The sequence below is a fragment of the Flavobacterium oreochromis genome, assembly GCF_019565455.1.
Classification (GTDB): Bacteria; Bacteroidota; Bacteroidia; order Flavobacteriales; family Flavobacteriaceae; genus Flavobacterium; species Flavobacterium oreochromis.
The window spans coordinates 1,068,977-1,085,532 of the sequence record NZ_CP067377.1 but is presented as its reverse complement, the minus strand read 5'-3'; the positions used below and the strand labels follow the sequence as shown (position 1 = coordinate 1,085,532).

The 16,556-nt window shown below is 28.2% G+C and carries 12 protein-coding genes, 2 tRNA genes and 2 pseudogenes; 10 read left to right on the top strand and 6 right to left on the bottom strand.

Annotated features, from left to right (window positions below; translation table 11 throughout):
- Positions 1–125 precede the first annotated feature (125 nt).
- Together JJC03_RS05310 and JJC03_RS05305 are read left to right on the top strand one after the other, a co-directional pair.
- Positions 126–1,112 carry an SPFH domain-containing protein gene (locus JJC03_RS05310; protein ID WP_258932320.1) on the top strand — a complete coding sequence of 329 codons (987 nt, stop codon included), beginning with the start codon at positions 126–128 and terminating at the stop codon, positions 1,110–1,112.
- A gap of 244 nt (positions 1,113–1,356) precedes the next feature.
- Positions 1,357–2,547, top strand: coding sequence for a TIM44-like domain-containing protein (locus JJC03_RS05305; protein ID WP_235874141.1), 1,191 nt, complete (start codon positions 1,357–1,359; stop codon positions 2,545–2,547).
- 93 nt (positions 2,548–2,640) lie between these two features.
- On the opposite strand, the pseudogene JJC03_RS05300 reads toward JJC03_RS05305, so the two are convergent.
- Positions 2,641–3,686 (bottom strand): annotated as a pseudogene (locus JJC03_RS05300) (hypothetical protein).
- Between the two features lie 96 nt (positions 3,687–3,782).
- On the opposite strand from JJC03_RS05300, the gene JJC03_RS05295 reads away from it, so the two are divergent.
- Positions 3,783–4,385, top strand: coding sequence for a trimeric intracellular cation channel family protein (locus tag JJC03_RS05295; RefSeq protein WP_088400356.1), 603 nt, complete (start codon positions 3,783–3,785; stop codon positions 4,383–4,385).
- A 70-nt stretch (positions 4,386–4,455) separates the two neighbouring features.
- On the opposite strand, the gene JJC03_RS05290 is transcribed toward JJC03_RS05295, so the two are convergent.
- Together JJC03_RS05290 and JJC03_RS05285 are read right to left on the bottom strand one after the other, a co-directional pair.
- Positions 4,456–5,370, bottom strand: coding sequence for a cation diffusion facilitator family transporter (locus tag JJC03_RS05290; protein WP_088400354.1), 915 nt, complete (start codon positions 5,368–5,370; stop codon positions 4,456–4,458).
- Between the two features lie 91 nt (positions 5,371–5,461).
- Positions 5,462–5,893 (bottom strand): RpiB/LacA/LacB family sugar-phosphate isomerase, encoded by a 432-nt coding sequence (locus JJC03_RS05285; RefSeq protein ID WP_088400352.1) that lies wholly within the window; start codon positions 5,891–5,893, stop codon positions 5,462–5,464.
- A gap of 810 nt (positions 5,894–6,703) precedes the next feature.
- Here JJC03_RS05285 and rnr point away from each other — a divergent pair.
- From rnr to JJC03_RS05260, 5 genes and pseudogenes are all read left to right on the top strand, one after another.
- Positions 6,704–8,885, top strand: a pseudogene (rnr, locus tag JJC03_RS05280) (ribonuclease R).
- A 39-nt stretch (positions 8,886–8,924) separates the two neighbouring features.
- Positions 8,925–9,608 carry a head GIN domain-containing protein gene (locus JJC03_RS05275; RefSeq protein WP_088445240.1) on the top strand — a complete coding sequence of 228 codons (684 nt, stop codon included), beginning with the start codon at positions 8,925–8,927 and terminating at the stop codon, positions 9,606–9,608.
- Positions 9,609–9,722: 114 nt separating this feature from the next.
- Positions 9,723–10,409, top strand: a complete 687-nt coding sequence (locus JJC03_RS05270) for a LysE family translocator (protein ID WP_088400346.1) — start codon at positions 9,723–9,725, stop codon at positions 10,407–10,409.
- Between the two features lie 99 nt (positions 10,410–10,508).
- Positions 10,509–11,174, top strand: coding sequence for a GldM family protein (locus JJC03_RS05265; protein WP_088400344.1), 666 nt, complete (start codon positions 10,509–10,511; stop codon positions 11,172–11,174).
- Between the two features lie 147 nt (positions 11,175–11,321).
- Positions 11,322–11,409: transfer RNA gene (locus JJC03_RS05260), tRNA-Ser, on the top strand.
- Positions 11,410–11,654: 245 nt separating this feature from the next.
- Here the strand turns inward: JJC03_RS05260 and JJC03_RS05255 are convergent.
- Positions 11,655–11,725: transfer RNA gene (locus JJC03_RS05255), tRNA-Cys, on the bottom strand.
- Positions 11,726–11,782: 57 nt separating this feature from the next.
- Positions 11,783–12,139: a dihydroneopterin aldolase gene (gene folB, locus JJC03_RS05250; RefSeq protein WP_088400342.1), complete on the bottom strand. Its 357-nt coding sequence runs from the start codon at positions 12,137–12,139 to the stop codon at positions 11,783–11,785.
- A 108-nt stretch (positions 12,140–12,247) separates the two neighbouring features.
- Between folB and JJC03_RS05245 the strand changes: the two genes are divergently transcribed.
- Entirely contained in the window at positions 12,248–13,927 is a 1,680-nt protein-coding gene (locus tag JJC03_RS05245) for a glutamine--tRNA ligase/YqeY domain fusion protein (protein ID WP_088400340.1), read from the top strand.
- 85 nt (positions 13,928–14,012) lie between these two features.
- Entirely contained in the window at positions 14,013–14,771 is a 759-nt protein-coding gene (locus tag JJC03_RS05240; protein WP_088400338.1) for a T9SS type A sorting domain-containing protein, read from the top strand.
- A 730-nt stretch (positions 14,772–15,501) separates the two neighbouring features.
- Here the strand turns inward: JJC03_RS05240 and JJC03_RS05235 are convergent.
- Entirely contained in the window at positions 15,502–16,488 is a 987-nt protein-coding gene (locus tag JJC03_RS05235) for an SPFH domain-containing protein (RefSeq protein WP_088400984.1), read from the bottom strand.
- Positions 16,489–16,556 lie beyond the last annotated feature (68 nt).

Genomic DNA, 16,556 nt, shown 5'->3' with positions numbered 1-16,556 from the left:
AAAACAAATCATTATGGGAATATTTAATTTTTTTAAAAAATGAATTTATTGACATTATTGATTGGGTTGACGAATCAAATGAGCTAATTATTTGGAAGTTTCCACGCCACGATAATGAAATAAAAATGAATGCAAAACTTACAGTGCGTGAATCACAACAAGCTGTATTTTTAAATGAAGGTACTATTGCCGATGTTTATCAACCAGGTATGTACACATTGAGTACTCAAAACATGCCTATTTTGACCTCTTTAAAAGGGTGGAAATATGGTTTTGATAGTCCATTTAAAGCCGATGTATATTTTATAAACACACGCCAGTTTATAGATCAAAAATGGGGAACAAAAAATGCAATTACTATTGAAGACCCAAGATTTGGTTTTATTGAATTACGTGCCTTTGGTACATTTGCTTATAAAGTTATTGATGGGGGTAAATTCTTGAAAGAAGTTGCAGGAACAGGAACCTATTACACAACCGAAGAAATAAATGGGCAATTAAGAAGTTTAATGGTATCTAAATTCACCGCTTCTATAGGTTCAGGAAATTTGACTATCGAAAAATTTGCTGGAAATATCGAAGAACTTTCAAGAGAAGTTCAATTAAAATTAAATCAAGATTTTGCCGAATATGGTTTAGAAATTACTAAATTTTTAGTTGAAAACGTTTCGATGCCAGATAAGATTAAAGAAGAAATTTTTGAATATTCTAGATTAAATAAAATAGATATGCAAAAACTTACTCAATTTAAAGCGGCACAAAGTATCGAAACAGCAGCAGCTAATCCTAACATGTCTGGTATGGGTGTAGGTATGGGTGTAGGTATGGGTATGGGCAATGTTATTTCTAATGCTATGCTTAATTCAACTCCTGTACAAAATACCGCTACGCCACCTCCTATTCCAGTACAAATTTCATACTTTGTGGTAATCAATGGTCAACAAGCTGGACCTTTTGAAATAGAAGCTCTTAAAAACTTAGTGAGTACAAACCAATTAACAAGAGAAACATTAGTTTGGACAAATTCTATGGCTAACTGGACTGCTGCAGGAGCTGTGACCGAATTATCAAACTTGTTTGTAAATACTCCACCACCTTTACCTAATGTATGATGAAAAAAAATTTAAAACTACTCAAGAAAAATAGTTTTCTTCTCATAATTTTTATACTTACTATTACTGAAACTTATGCAAGATTAGGTGGTGGAGGTGGTAGATCTCGTTCTTCAAGTAGTTCAGGTGGAAGCCACTTTGGTAGTGGTCATTTTAGCGGTGGTCATTTTGACGGTGGCGGTGGCGGTGGCTCTCTTGATTATCGAATAATTCTTGTAATCATCGTTATTTATTTGATCTATCAATGGTATACAAAAAGAATGGTAAGAAGAGTATTTTTGATACCGAAGAAGATTTTCAAAATGATAATTACCAACCTAGACCTATACAAAACTTACCATTTCCTGAAGGTTTGAATGCACAAAAAGTTCGCACAGCCTTTTTAGAAATGCAAAAAGCTTGGCAAAATCAAGAATTATCTTCAGTAAGAAAATGGATGTCTGATGGTTTGTATCAAAAATTATCGGTGCAAATTAAAATGATGCAAAAATTGTCGCAGCACAACGTAATGGACAATATAAAAATTCAGAATATTTCAGTAGAAAATACTTTTACCTACAATGATTTCCAAATCGTTGATGTTAGAATTGATTTTGAATTAGATGATACTTTTTACTCAGACAAATTCAAATCGATGAAAGAATCTTATGAAGGTGATTATGCAATTGAGTATTATTCGTTTATTAAAAAAGGTAACTCCATACCTACTACCGATTTATATTCTGGTAATAACTGTCCTAATTGTGGTACTTTAATTACTAATGATTTAGGTGAAATTTCGCGTTGTCCAAGTTGTAAAACCTTAACTAATAATCCTACTTACGATTGGGTTTTATGTGAAATTACACAAGAAGAAAACTTTAATGAAGAAAGTCGATTAAATTATGATGAGACTCTAAAAGAGCTTTGTAAGTTTGATAATAATTTTAATATTCAATCTCTTGAGGACATTGCTTCAAATATTTGTATGCAAATTTTTGATGTATTAACTGGCGGTAAAGAAATAAAGTTAGAACGTTTTGCACATCAAAACTTAAAAGAAGAAATTCTTTCCTTAAAACAAAATTTTTTTAACAATGTTGTTTTTGAGCGTTTGTACTTAAAAGAAGTAACTACTAGATTTTATTCAAAAACAGCAGATAATAAAATAGAAGTTGATTTTTATGCCGAAGTATGTGGCAAAAGAGTTCGCCTAGAAAATGATACGTTAAAAGAAATTGATGATGATTTGACTATTTTTCCTATTACCTTATCATTGATAAAAGGAATATCGCAAGAAGCTTCAAAAAATAAAGAAGTTGTATATAGTTATGAATGTTCAAACTGTGGTGCGCCTTATGATGATACCACTCACGATACATGTAACTATTGCGAATCTGTAGTTGTAGATGAATCCAAAAATTGGGTTTTAAGCAAATTTGATTTATCGCTTTAAGTTTTATTCTAAAATTATAGAGGGTCCAAGAGTAAAAAATAAACACACAGTTTATTTTTTACTCTTGAACCCCTTATTTTATAATATCAAAAATTAAATTTTACTTTTATAATTTCGCTTAAGGAAAAAAAGAGCTGCCTCAATTACCTCTCCCATAGATTGTGCTTTTTTGAAATTGATATCTTTTGTGAAATCATAAATTTCTCCTTTTAGTTGGTTTAATTTTTCTAAAGAAGATAATTCTATCGATTTCATGGCTTTTAATAAATCATTCAATCTTTTTTCGGAGCCTACCATCCTTTTTACCATAACTGATCGTTCTTCATTTTTATATTGTTCAATAGAATTGTTTTCTAGTTTTTCTGAAACTAGTTTGCTAAACTGGTAGTTTTCTTTAAATAAATGTGGTTTATACAATTTGAAATCGCCTTCGTAACATTGTTGGTCAAAATCGATGGCTCTAATTTTAAAAACAATATGGTCATAATCGTAAATAGGAATCACTACAAAATTGTAGGAGCGCATATCGCCAAGTAAGCCTATAGTACATCGTTCATTAAACTTAACAAACTCTTTTGCTATTTGTGATTTTTCAGATTCAGTACAATTTTGTAGATGGTCTTTTAAAAACATATCTCCTGGAATACCTACTATATGTTCTTCTATTAAAGTATCTTTGAAAACTAGAAAATTAATTCGGTTAGGTGATAAAATATCTTCTAATTCTAAACCAAAAATGCGCGAAGCATCTGCTTTTTTAACATAAAAATGAGTGTAATTGTCATTGAGTATATTCCTTATTTTTACTCTAAAGGGTTTCGAATTTCCAAAAGTGCAAAAATCGATATGATCGACATTCAGGAATTGAATTTTACTTTCGTCACCATCAGCGTGTAAGAGTGTATAAATTTTCTTGAGACTGTAATCTATTTCTTTTTTTCGAATTCATTATAATACACTCTTACCCACAGGGTGTCTATTCCATTTGCATCATAAACCACTACTGATCCTTGAAAACGCAATAAATCGTCATAAAACACATTGGTTTTTGTGAGTCTTTTATATTTTTCTAAATAAAGATATAATAGATCATTAATAGGATAATATTGTTTCTTTAACAAAGGTTTTTGAGTTGTCATAGTTAAAAAATTAACAAATTTTTTCTACATTGTTATAAGTAAATATACTGCTATTTATTACAGAATTCGTCTATATCTTTGCAAAAAAATAAAGTTATGGATACTCTACAAATTTTCAGCTATACTGGAGTTTTTGTGTTTGCAGTTACAGGTGTTTTAAAGGCTAGAACTAAACGATTTGATATTTTTGGTGCCTCTGTATTAGCTTTTTGTATGGCATATGGTGGTGGAACACTAAGAGATTTACTAATAGGAATACGTCCTGTAAATTGGGTAAATGATAATGTAGCTATCGTAATAGTACTAACCTCTACGATTATAACATTTTTTTTTAAATTAAATTCAAGCTTAATAAAAAAGTTAATTTTTTGGATTGATGCCTTTGGTATTGGTTTATTCACAGTAGTAGGAATACAAGTAGCTTTAAGAAATTCTATTCCAACGGGTTATGCGTTAATCATGGGAATGATTACAGCTACATTTGGCGGTTTATTTTGTGATGTATTATGTAATAAAGTACCTGCTTTATTAAAACCAGGACAATTATATGCTACTGCTTGTCTTATAGGTGGTGGGCTTTATTTAATCATGATTAAATATCAATTACAAACCGAAACAAGTATGATTATAAGTGTATTAATTACAGCTTCTATTCGTATTTATGCTATTAGAAAAAAATTACAATTACCCGTAATTTAAAAATGTTTTCTAAAACAGTTTGTATAACTCGTTTTAAAAAACATTTTTAAATAAAATTAAGATTCTTATTTTAATCTTGTACTATAAATTCTTTAGGATCTTCTTTTTTATATTCTGGTTGAATATTAATATGATTTATACCAAAATTTTGAAAAAGAACAATTTCTATTTTATGAAGCAAATCATTAAACTCACTCATTTTTATATCTTCTGCACAATCTAAATGAGCTTCTAAATGTAATTCTTCTTCATTCAGATACCAGACATGTATATGATGTAATTTACCTACACCTGGAATCTTATGTACTTCTCTTACTATAGCTTTTATATCAATTTCTTCTGGTGTAAAAAGCATAAGCATTTTAGTTGAAGATTTAAAAAGATCAACACCTACGATAATTAAATAAATTGAAATCGATATAGTTAAAAGACTATCAACCCAAAACCAACTATAAAATTTCATTAATAAACCACCTACTAAAACTGCTATAGAAGCCATCATATCTGTTAATAAATGTAAGTAGGCTGATTTCATATTTAAATTATGCTTTGCATCTTTTTGTAATAACAAAACAGAAAGCCCATTAGCCACAATTCCTAGCAATGCTAGCCAAATAACTAATCCTGATTTTATCGGTTCTGGATGAAAAAAACGCTGAATTGCTTCAAAACCTAATAATAAGGCTACTATTAATAAAGTCATAGCATTTACAAAAGCAGCTATTAATTCGGCTCTTTTATACCCAAATGTATAATCTATAGATGCCTTTCTTCTAGATAATTTATGTGCTACATAACTAAAAAGTAATGATAAAACATCTGAAAAATTATGTAACGCATCTGATATTAATGCTAAACTTCCTGATAACAAACCTCCTATCGCTTGAGCTATAGTTATTAACATATTTAAAATAATAGAAAAAATTAAATTCTTCCCTTTTACTTCATGTTTATGAATATGAACGTGATGATGCGAGTGTGACATAATTTATAATTTTATTGACAAAAAAGTCATCTCTTCATTTAGAAGAAATGACATCAGAAAGAACATTATTAAATGTAACTATTTAAAAAAATTACTTACTAGCAATTTTCTTTACTCTATTTGCATGACGTCCTCCTTCAAAAGGAGTTTCTAAGAAAGTTTCTACCATAGCAACTACCTGAGGTATAGAAGTATAACGTGCTGGAATACTAATAATATTAGCATCATTATGCTGACGTGCTAGTTCTGCTATTTCTATATTCCAACATAAAGCACATCTTATATCTTGATGTTTATTAACAGTCATGGCAATTCCATTACCACTACCACATATTACAATACCAAAATCTGCTTTTTTACTTTCAACGTCATAAGCTACTGGATGCCCAAAATCAGGATAATCCACACTATCAAATGTATCAGTACCATGATTGATAACAGTATGTCCATTTGATTCTAAGTAATTAACAATTGCAGTTTTGTAATCTGGACCTGCATGGTCGTTTCCTATAGAAATAATCATAATAACTTAAGTATTGTTTTGTATACTGCAAAAATAAATAATAATACCTTATTTATATATTTCCTTTTAGCTATTTTAAAATAGTAATTAAATTAAATTCTCTTCATTTAATAAATCATAAAGATTATTTTATATTTAATAAATAATTAATTGAATATCAATTAATTACATAGTTATCAACAAGTAAGTTAATAATATAACTACTTTATATACAGTGTTTTAACTTTTAAAAAAAATACCCATTTTATAGTTGTTAACAATCTAAAATGAATAACTGAAAATCAAGCATTTAAAATTAAATTATATTTGTTAATAACTATTAAGAGAAAAATAAAACTTTTTTTGGAAGATTGCATTTTTTTCAAATTGAAAATTCATTTTAAATACACAAGGAAAGTTTTAGTAACTTTTGGAAAAAATATTCAATACTTATTTACAGTTATTAACAACAATTAACAATACAACTTTTCAAAAAAATGAATAAAAACACAAAAGTTAACAATTGTTAATAACTAAAGCTATCCTACTAAATTAGAAAGACTTAACTATCTAATAAGTTGTTAATATCACTGTATAAGTACACAAAACTCAATAAACAAAATAAAAAAAGAAAAGTTTTTAGCATTATTAACACACTATCATAACCATCAAATTTTATTTTTTAAAAAATCTTCTTTTTTATTTTTTTAGTTATTGTTAAAAACTCCTATGTTTTAATTCTAAATTTTATTTTTAAAATCTTATATCTTTTAATCTTAATCTCTCTATGAAAAAGATTTTGTATTTTTCAGCGATATTTAAAAATTGAAGATGAGTAAAAAGCCTAGAAGATTTAGTAAGGGAGTGCGAGACTTTTCCGGAAAAATTTTGAAGTTGCTTTCTAAGGAGCCTAATAAGCCATTTAACTATAAGCAGATTGCAGCTCGTTTAGATGTAGATGATACTAAAAGTCGAAATGAAATTATAAAAGATTTAAAAATTTTAGCCTCTAAAAAACAGATTTTAGAGATTGAGCCAGGTAAGTATATAGTTAAAGCTCAAAGTCAGGATTATTATGAAGGTATAATTGATATGACTTCCCGTAAAACCGCATATTTTATTTGCGAAGATTTTGAAGATGATGTATTTATACCTTTTGCTAATTTAAATCATGCTTTAGATGGCGATAAGGTAAAAGTGTATGTTTACAATCGTCGTCGTGGTAAAAGACCTGAAGCCGAAGTAATTGATATCATAGAGCGTGAACGTATTGAGTTTGTAGGAGTAATTGATATTCAAAAGAATTTTGCTTTTGTGACAACTGCTAACCCTAAAATGTATACCGATATTTTTATTCCAAAAGAAAAAAATTGGAGAAGCAAAAGATGGTGATGTTGTTTTAGTAAAAATAGAAGATTGGCCTAAAAAAGCTGATTCTCCGTTCGGAACTGTACTCAAAGTTTTAGGTCGCCCTGGAGAACATAATACTGAAATTCATGCTATTCTTGCAGAATACGGATTACCTTATGATTTCCCAATTGAAGTAGAAGCCTATGCTAAAAAATTAGATACCTCTATAACAGCTGAAGAAATCAGTAAACGTAGAGATATGCGTAATGTCTTAACTTTTACAATAGATCCTAAAGATGCTAAAGACTTTGATGATGCACTTTCTTTCCAAAAATTAGAGAATGGAAATTATGAAGTGGGAGTTCATATTGCTGATGTGTCTCACTATGTACAAGAAGGAACTATATTAGATGATGAAGCTTTCAAAAGAGCTACTTCAGTTTACTTAGTAGACCGTGTAGTTCCTATGTTGCCCGAAGTGTTGAGTAATTTTGCTTGTTCACTTCGTCCACATGAAGAAAAATATACCTTTTCAGCTATATTTGAAATTAATGAAAAAGCACAAGTTATCAATCAATGGTTTGGAAGAACAGTCATTTATTCTGATCAGCGTTTTGCATATGAAGAAGCACAACATATCATTGAAACTAAAGGAAATACTATTCCTATAGAAATTTCTTTGACAGGTTCTGAATATATCATAAGAGAAGATATTGTTCAAGCCACTTTAAAATTAGATGAATTAGCTAAAATATTAAGAAGAAATAGATTGAACCAAGGTGCAATTTCATTTGATAAAGTAGAAGTCAAATTTAAGTTAAATGAAAGTAATGAGCCTGTAGGAGTTTATTTCAAAGTGGCTAAAGATGCTAATCATCTTATTGAAGAATTTATGTTATTGGCTAATCGAAAAGTAGCTGAATTCATTGGAAAACAAAAGAAAACATTTGTGTATCGTATTCACGATGAACCTGATGAAAATAAACTGATGAACTTACAAGGTATTATTTCAAAATTTGGTTATAGTTTAAATTTTAAATCAAAGGAAACAATTTCTAAATCCTTGAATAATTTATTAGTTGATATTGTTGGTAAAAAAGAACAAAACATGGTTGATACACTTGCTATTCGTAGTATGAGTAAAGCCAAATATTCTACCGCTAACATTGGACATTATGGATTAGCTTTTGATTATTATTCACATTTTACATCTCCTATTCGTCGTTATCCAGATGTAATGGTACACCGTTTGTTACAACAATATTTAGATGGTGGAAAAAGTGCAGATGAAGAAACATATGAAGAAAAATGTGTACATTCTTCTAATATGGAAAATAGTGCTTCAAATGCTGAAAGAGATTCTATCAAGTATATGCAAGTCAAGTATATGCAAGATCATAGAGATCAGGAATTCCTTGGCGTAATTTCAGGTGTTACAGAATGGGGCATTTATGTTGAAATTATAGAAAATAAATGCGAAGGAATGATCCGTATCCGTGAAATAAAAGAGGACTATTATACCTTTGATGAAAAACAATATGCTTTAGTAGGACAAGTAACTAAAGACTTATTACAACTAGGAGATGAAGTTTGGGTAAAAGTGAAAAATGCAGATTTAGTTAAAAAACAATTAGATTATCATTTTATCCGTAGAAATGAATAATTATTTGAAAGTTTATGAGTTAACACTAATAAAAAGACAATGAAAAATCAATTTCTAATATTATCAATAGTATCTATTTTTTGGATAAATAGTAATGCACAAACAACAAAATCTTTAAGTGATTTTAGCAAAGTAACAGGATTTGACCAAATTGAAATTCATTTAATAAAATCAAATGAAAACAAAATTGAATTAAAAGGTACTAATTCAGAATCAGTAGAATTAGTTAACAAATCAGGTGAATTAAAAATACGTATGCCTTTTGGTAAAATATTAAAAGGGAATGATATTAAAGCAATTATTTATTTTAAAAATTTAGATGCAGTTGAAGCAAATGAAGGCAGTTTTATAAGCAGTAATACAACTTTGCAAACATCTATTTTTGATATTATAGCAAAAGAAGGTGGAAAAGTAGATTTAACTGTACAAGCTTCTAAAATAAACATTAAAACTTCTAGCGGAGCAGTAGTTACTTTAGCAGGAAAAACAGAAAATATAGACGCTGTATCTACAGCAGGAGGTATACTTAATGCTACTAATTGTCAAACACAACAAGCAACAGTAACTGTTAATGCTGGTGGACAAATAGATATTAAAGCTTATGATATTGTAGATGCTAAAGCACGTGCAGGAGGAAGTATTATTATATATGGAAAGCCTAAACAAGTAAATCAAAAAACTATTTTTGGTGGAAACATCATTGTACGTAAAGACAAAAATTAATAGTAACCATATTGATTAATAGATCTTTTGAAATAAAATTTTCTTAAAATCACTAAAAATTAGATTTTTTAAGAATATAGAATTAAATTGCCAATTCATTCTAGCAGTTAATTTATGTTACAATATATTTTAAGTAATGGAATTCCTTTAGGTATCTTCCTGAGCTTTATGATTGGTCCTGTATTTTTTGTATTATTAGAAACCAGTATAACTAAAGGATTTAGAGCCGCTTTATTTTTTGATTTAGGAGTTGTTCTCGGAGATATATTTTTTATAGGTTTGGCTTATTTAGGAAGTTATCGCTTGATTCAAAGTTTAAAAGATGATCCAGCATTATTTATTTTTGGAGGGATAGTTATGTTAGCATATGGAATTATTTCGTATGCTAAATTATATAAAGCTAGCAAAAACATTGAAGAAGATGAAGAAGTTGTAGATTTGATTAAAAAGAATTATTTCAGTTTATTCATAAAAGGTTTTCTTTTAAATTTTATTAACATAGGTGTTTTAGGATTTTGGTTATTGATTATTATAACCTTTGGTCCTCGTTTAGAAATGGATAGTTCAAATGTCTTCTGGTTTTTTACTACTGTTATAATTTCTTATTTAACTACTGATGTTTGTAAAATATTAGCAGCAAAACAATTACGTTCTAAACTAACTCCTGTTAATATTATAAAAATTAAAAAAGTAAGTGCTATATTATTAATAATTTTTGGCACTATATTATTAGCCCAAGGTTGGTTCCCCTCCGATAAACAATTTGTAAAAGATACAATAGAAAAAATAGAAAAAGAGTAATTGAAACATTACTCTTTTTTTAATTATACTAATAATAAAACTACTTATTTTAGTAACTTCATGCCAAATAAATAATGCCCTAATCTAAAATAAACTAACATGAAAAAATTATTACTTTTAATTCTTTTACCTTATGCTATTTATAGTCAAAATGATTCTATTAGTATATCAAAACCAAATCTTTCCTTAATAGGATTAAATAAATTAAATATTGTATACAAAGGAATTCCTAATCCCATATCTATTCAAGTAAAAGAATCAAAACCTTATAAAATTAAAGGAGAAGCACTTTTTCAAAGTCCAGATGGTAATTATACCCTTCAGCCTAAAAATGGCAAGGAAACGAAAGTATTTGTGGAAATTAATACATCTGATAGTACAAAAGTAATTGAAGAACATATTTTACGGGTAAAAGATTTACCATTGGCAGCTTTATTAGTTAATCAAAAAGGATGTATTAATAGTGATTGTGTTTTAGAAATTCCAACAAAAGAATTATTAAATGCTGAAATTACTTTTAAACTAATAGATTTCTTATTAGATTACAATATTACAGTTACAGGCTTTCGTTTACATTTAACTAATACGATAGGTGAATTTTTAGATAGTTTTGAGATTAAAGGTAATAAAATTCCAGCCGATGTATATCAAGCTATCCTAAATAAGGATAAGGCAACACTTATTCAAATTCATAAAATTACTTTCTTGTCAGATTTAAATCTAGCTATTTTAAAGACTCCTATGATAAAAATTAAAAAAGTTTAATTTTTTTTATCCTTATAATGTTCTATTTTTTAGATGCTTATAAAAAAACATTAATTATTTTTTAAATAAGATCGTAAAAGTAGTTTGCAAATATAAAAAACTGTCTTATATTTGCACTCGCAATACGGAAGTAAAGCGAAACATACTGGAGAAATGGCAGAGTGGTCGAATGCGGCAGTCTTGAAAACTGTTGACTGTAACAGGTCCGGGGGTTCGAATCCCTCTTTCTCCGCCAAAGGGTAAAAGGTCTGAGCAATCAGACCTTTTTTTATTTTATTATTCCCATAAAAAAACTCCTTGTTAGGGAGTTCGTTTATTTACTGCTTTATAAATTTTATTATCAGTTTTTAGAAAATTAATCTTTTGACCAATTGAATCATTTTCTAAATTTTTTAGGTTCTAACGTAGTAAAACTTAATCTATTATTAAATTTGAAATTATAAATAAAAAAAACCTCCCAAAATAATTGGAAGGTTTCAGAGGCATCGCCCGGATTCGAACCGGGGTAGACGGTTTTGCAGACCGGTGCCTAGCCGCTCGGCCACGACGCCATTGCGACTGCAAATATAGTGAAAAGTTTATATTTTAAAAGCCTTTGAGCTAAAAGTTTATCTTTTTTTTGTTATTAAAATAGTAACTTCTTGAACATCACCACCTATAGGTGGATTAATTTTTGCTACTTCTACGGTAACTTTTTCTACTAATAGAAGTTCTTTTAGTATTCTATCTATAATTCTTTGTGCTACATGTTCTAAAAGTTCTGATCGAATAGCCATTTCTTCTACTACTATTTTGTTTAAATGTACATAGTCTACAGTATCTACCAAACGATCACTTATAGCTGATTTTGATAAATCAGCTTCTATTTCTAAATCTACACGATAGTTACTACCTATTTTACTTTCTTCTATTAAACAACCATGATACGAATAGGTTCGTATGTTTTTTAACTTGATAATTCCCATTATTATGTAATTTAATGTTTTTTAATATTGCAAAGTTCAATGTTTATATGAAACTTTAAACACTAAACTTTAAACTTTTTTTTATCTTTGCTAAAAAGATAAAAAACAATGTCGAGTACAGAAAAATCATTGAATTTTATAGAACAAATCATTGAAGAAGACTTAAATAATGGTTTGTCTAATGATAAATTACGCTTTCGTTTTCCACCTGAACCTAATGGATACTTACATGTTGGACACGCAAGTGCTATTTGTTTAAATTTTGGATTAGGATTAGATTATAATGCGCCTGTAAATTTGCGTTTTGATGATACAAATCCTTCTAAAGAAGAGCAAGAATATGTAGATGCTATAAAGCGTGATGTAGAATGGCTTGGATTTAAATGGGATAAAGAATGTTACGCATCTGATTATTTTCAAGAATTATATGATTGGGCTATAGAATTGATAAAAAAGGGTAAAGCTTATGTTGATAACTTGTCATCCGAAGAAATGGCTAGATTAAAAGGCACACCTACGCAACCAGGTGAAAATAGCCCTAATAGAGATCGTTCTGTCGAAGAAAATTTAGATTTATTTACACGTATGAAAAACGGTGAATTTCCTAATGGTTCTTATGTTTTGCGTGCTAAAATTGATATGGCTTCTTCTAATATGTTAATGCGTGATCCTATCATGTATCGTATTATGCACGAACATCATCATCGTACTGGTAATCAATGGTGTATATATCCTATGTATGATTGGGCACATGGTGAAAGTGATTATATGGAACAAGTTTCTCATTCATTCTGTACATTAGAATTTTTACCTCATAGAGAATTATATGATTGGTTTCTAAACGCTATTTATGATAATTCGAAGGTAAGACCTAAGCAACGTGAATTTGCACGTAGAAATCTATCACATACAGTCGTTTCTAAGCGCAAACTATTACAATTAGTACAAGAAGGACATGTAACAGGTTGGGATGATCCTCGTATGAGTACCATTTCAGGTATGCGTCGTCGCGGTTATACACCAGAATCTATAAGAAATTTTGCTAAAACAATAGGTATTGCTAAACGAACTAATTTAATTGATGTTTCTTTATTAGAATTCTGTGTAAGAGAGGATTTAAATAAAACTGCACCTCGTGTTATGGCAGTTTTAGATCCTGTTAAATTAGTCATTACTAATTATCCAGAAGGACAAGAAGAATGGTTAGAAGCTGAAAATAATCCTGAAGAAGAAATCATGACTTATAGAAAAGTACCTTTTTCTAAAGTTTTATACATTGAAAGAGAGGATTTTAAAGAAGAAGCAGATAAAAAGTTTTTTCGTTTAAAATTAGATGGTGAAGTCCGACTTAAAAATGCCTATATCATTAAAGCAGAATCAGTAATAAAAGACGAAAATGGAAATATTACGGAAATTCATGCAACTTATGATCCTGATTCTCGTTCTGGAAGTGGTACAGAAGCTTCTAAGCGTAAAGTAAAGGGAACTATTCATTGGGTTTCTCAAACTCATGCAATACCAGCTGAAATACGTGTTTACGACCGTTTATTTACTCATGAAAGTCCTGATGGAAATAAAGAAGTTGATTTTAAAGAATTTATTAATCCTAATTCATTGCAAATCATTACAGGTTATCTTGAACCTAGCTTAGCAGATGTTAAGGAATTAGATCAGTTTCAGTTTCAACGTTTGGGCTATTTCTGCGTAGACAAAGATTCTTCTATGGAAAAATTAGTTTTTAATAAAACTGTAGGACTTAAAGATACATGGGCTAAGATTAGTGAATAAACCATGATGAAATTAAATTTTAAGCACTTGATGAATATCAAGTGTTTTTTTTATACATTTATATGTCAAATTAAAAAATTAGCCTATGAAAAAAATTACATTAGGACTTTTTAGTCTCTTATTTTATTGGAATTCTCAAGCAGCTATAGTAGTTCGTGATATTAATGATTTTACTTTTTCGTTAAATACTTTTGTTGATCTTGATTTTAATAATGATAATGTACCAGAATTCACCATGCAATATATGAACAATTCTGTCGAAAGTTTTTTTGATCCTAATATGGTAAACTTTGTTACTACAGGTACATTTGATTCAGGATATGGTTGGGATGTGATGAAATTTTTGAGTTTTGATACTACTATTTCAAGTTCTAGCATATTTGGTGCTCAAGCAGATGCTTATATAGATCCTTCATGGGCCAATCCTGTTGATTTTTTTCCTCAAGGTGATTCGTATATTGGTTGTAAGTTTAAATTAGCTAATAGTTGGCATTATGGCTGGATTTTAGTAAATAAAAATGGTAATACTATTACCTTAAAAAGTTATGCTTATAATGATGTAGCAGGACAAAGTATAAAAGCAGGTCAGTTAGATCTATTGTCAAATCAAGGATTTCAAATAGTTGATAATCAATTTTTTCCTAATCCAGCTAAAGAAATTGTTACCTCTAAAATTGGAAGTTCTATTAAATTAGTTACTTTAACCGATCTTACAGGTAAACATTTTCCTGTCTATTTTGATAACTCAAGTATTAATTTAGATCATCTACAAAAAGGAATGTATTTACTTGAAGTGACGTATGAACAAAATATAAAAAGTTTTACCAAGATCGTTAAAGAATAATTAAATAAAAAAGCCAGTAAATTATTTACTGGCTTTTTTATTTATAAAATACTTATAAGTATTTTATTTTTTATAAATTTTGTAAATAATAATTATTTTTTATAATTATTTCATAAATGATAAATTTGTGTGAAAAAATAAACTTTCATAATTTAAATTTTAGCTAATAAAAAAAAAGTCTGGTATGATTTTATCTCTTATTTATTAAAAATCCCTTAAAACCTTTTATTTTAATTTTTTTAAAAATCTATAAATAAAATTATATGTATTAATGAATTGCATAAATTTTATAAATTATAATTTTTTATTATTATTTTATTTTTAAAAATAATATTTATTTATAACATTAAGCTTTCATAATTTCAATTTTAGCTAATAAAAAAGAAGTCTGGTGTGGATTTATCTTTTATCTATTAAAAGTTTCTTAAAACCTTTTATTTAAGTTTTATTTGTTTTTTTATTTATAAAACCTTTTATTTTTTATTAAATTATAAATTTTTTAAATAATAAATTTTTATTATTTAAAAATGTATTTTAATAAATTTTATTTCTAAAATTGACTTTCATAATTTGATTTTTAGCTAATAAAAAAAAAGAATGAGGTTCTGTTATGTTTTACTTATAAAAAACCTTTTAAATGGATTTATTTGAAGTTTTTATTATTTTATAGTTACTAAATAAAAAAACCACCAATTTTTGATTGATGGTTTTAAAATGAGTTTTGAGTAAATTAAATTCTTTCAGGAGAATCATTATCTCCAAAATTTTCAGCTGGAAATATCTTTGTATTCTGTTCTTCTATTTTTCTTTTTGTACCTTTTTTCATTGCATCTGAAATTTGATTTGAAGCTGCAAAACTTGCTATCATATTATTAAGCATATCTGTTGCTGCTTGGGGTGAGTTGGGTAATAATATTAAATTACTATTCGCATCAGCTCCTACCGCTTGTAAAGTATCATAATGTTGTGTTACTACTATTAAAGCACTTGCTTCTTGTGAATTAATACCTACGTCATTTAGTTGATTAACGGATTCTACAAGACCACGCGCAATTTCACGACGCTGATCCGCAATACCTTGACCTTGTAAACGTTTACTTTCCGCTTCTGCTTTTGCTTTTGCTACAATTCTAATACGTTGTGCCTCTGCTTCATATTCAGCTGCTGTTTTCTCACGATCTGCTGCATTAATACGATTCATAGCATTTTTTACTTGTATATCAGGATCAATATCAGTTACTAAAGTATTAATTATATCATATCCATAAGTTGTCATTGCTTCATTTAATTCACGTTTTACAGCTACAGCAATATCATCTTTGCGAACAAAAACATCATCTAAAATAAGTTTAGGAACTTCTGCACGAACAACATCAAATACATATGAAGTAATTTGGTCGTGAGGATATTCTAATTTATAAAAAGCATCATATACTTTTTCTTGGATTACTTTGAATTGTACTGAAACTTTCATTTTAACAAATACATTATCTTTTGTTTTTGTTTCAATGACCACATCTAATTGTTGAATTCTTAAGTTTACACGACCAGCTATACGATCAATAATTGGAATTTTTAATTGTAAACCTGATTGTCGAATACTATTGAATTTTCCAAAGCGTTCTATCACTACAGCTGTTTGTTGTTTTACTGTAAAGAATGATGATACTAATAGGATAAATCCAAAAAATAAAATAATAATAAAAAATGCTCCCATAATGTATAAACGGATTAGTTTGTTTTATATAGGTTATACGCTAAAATATTTTAAATGTTACAAGTTAT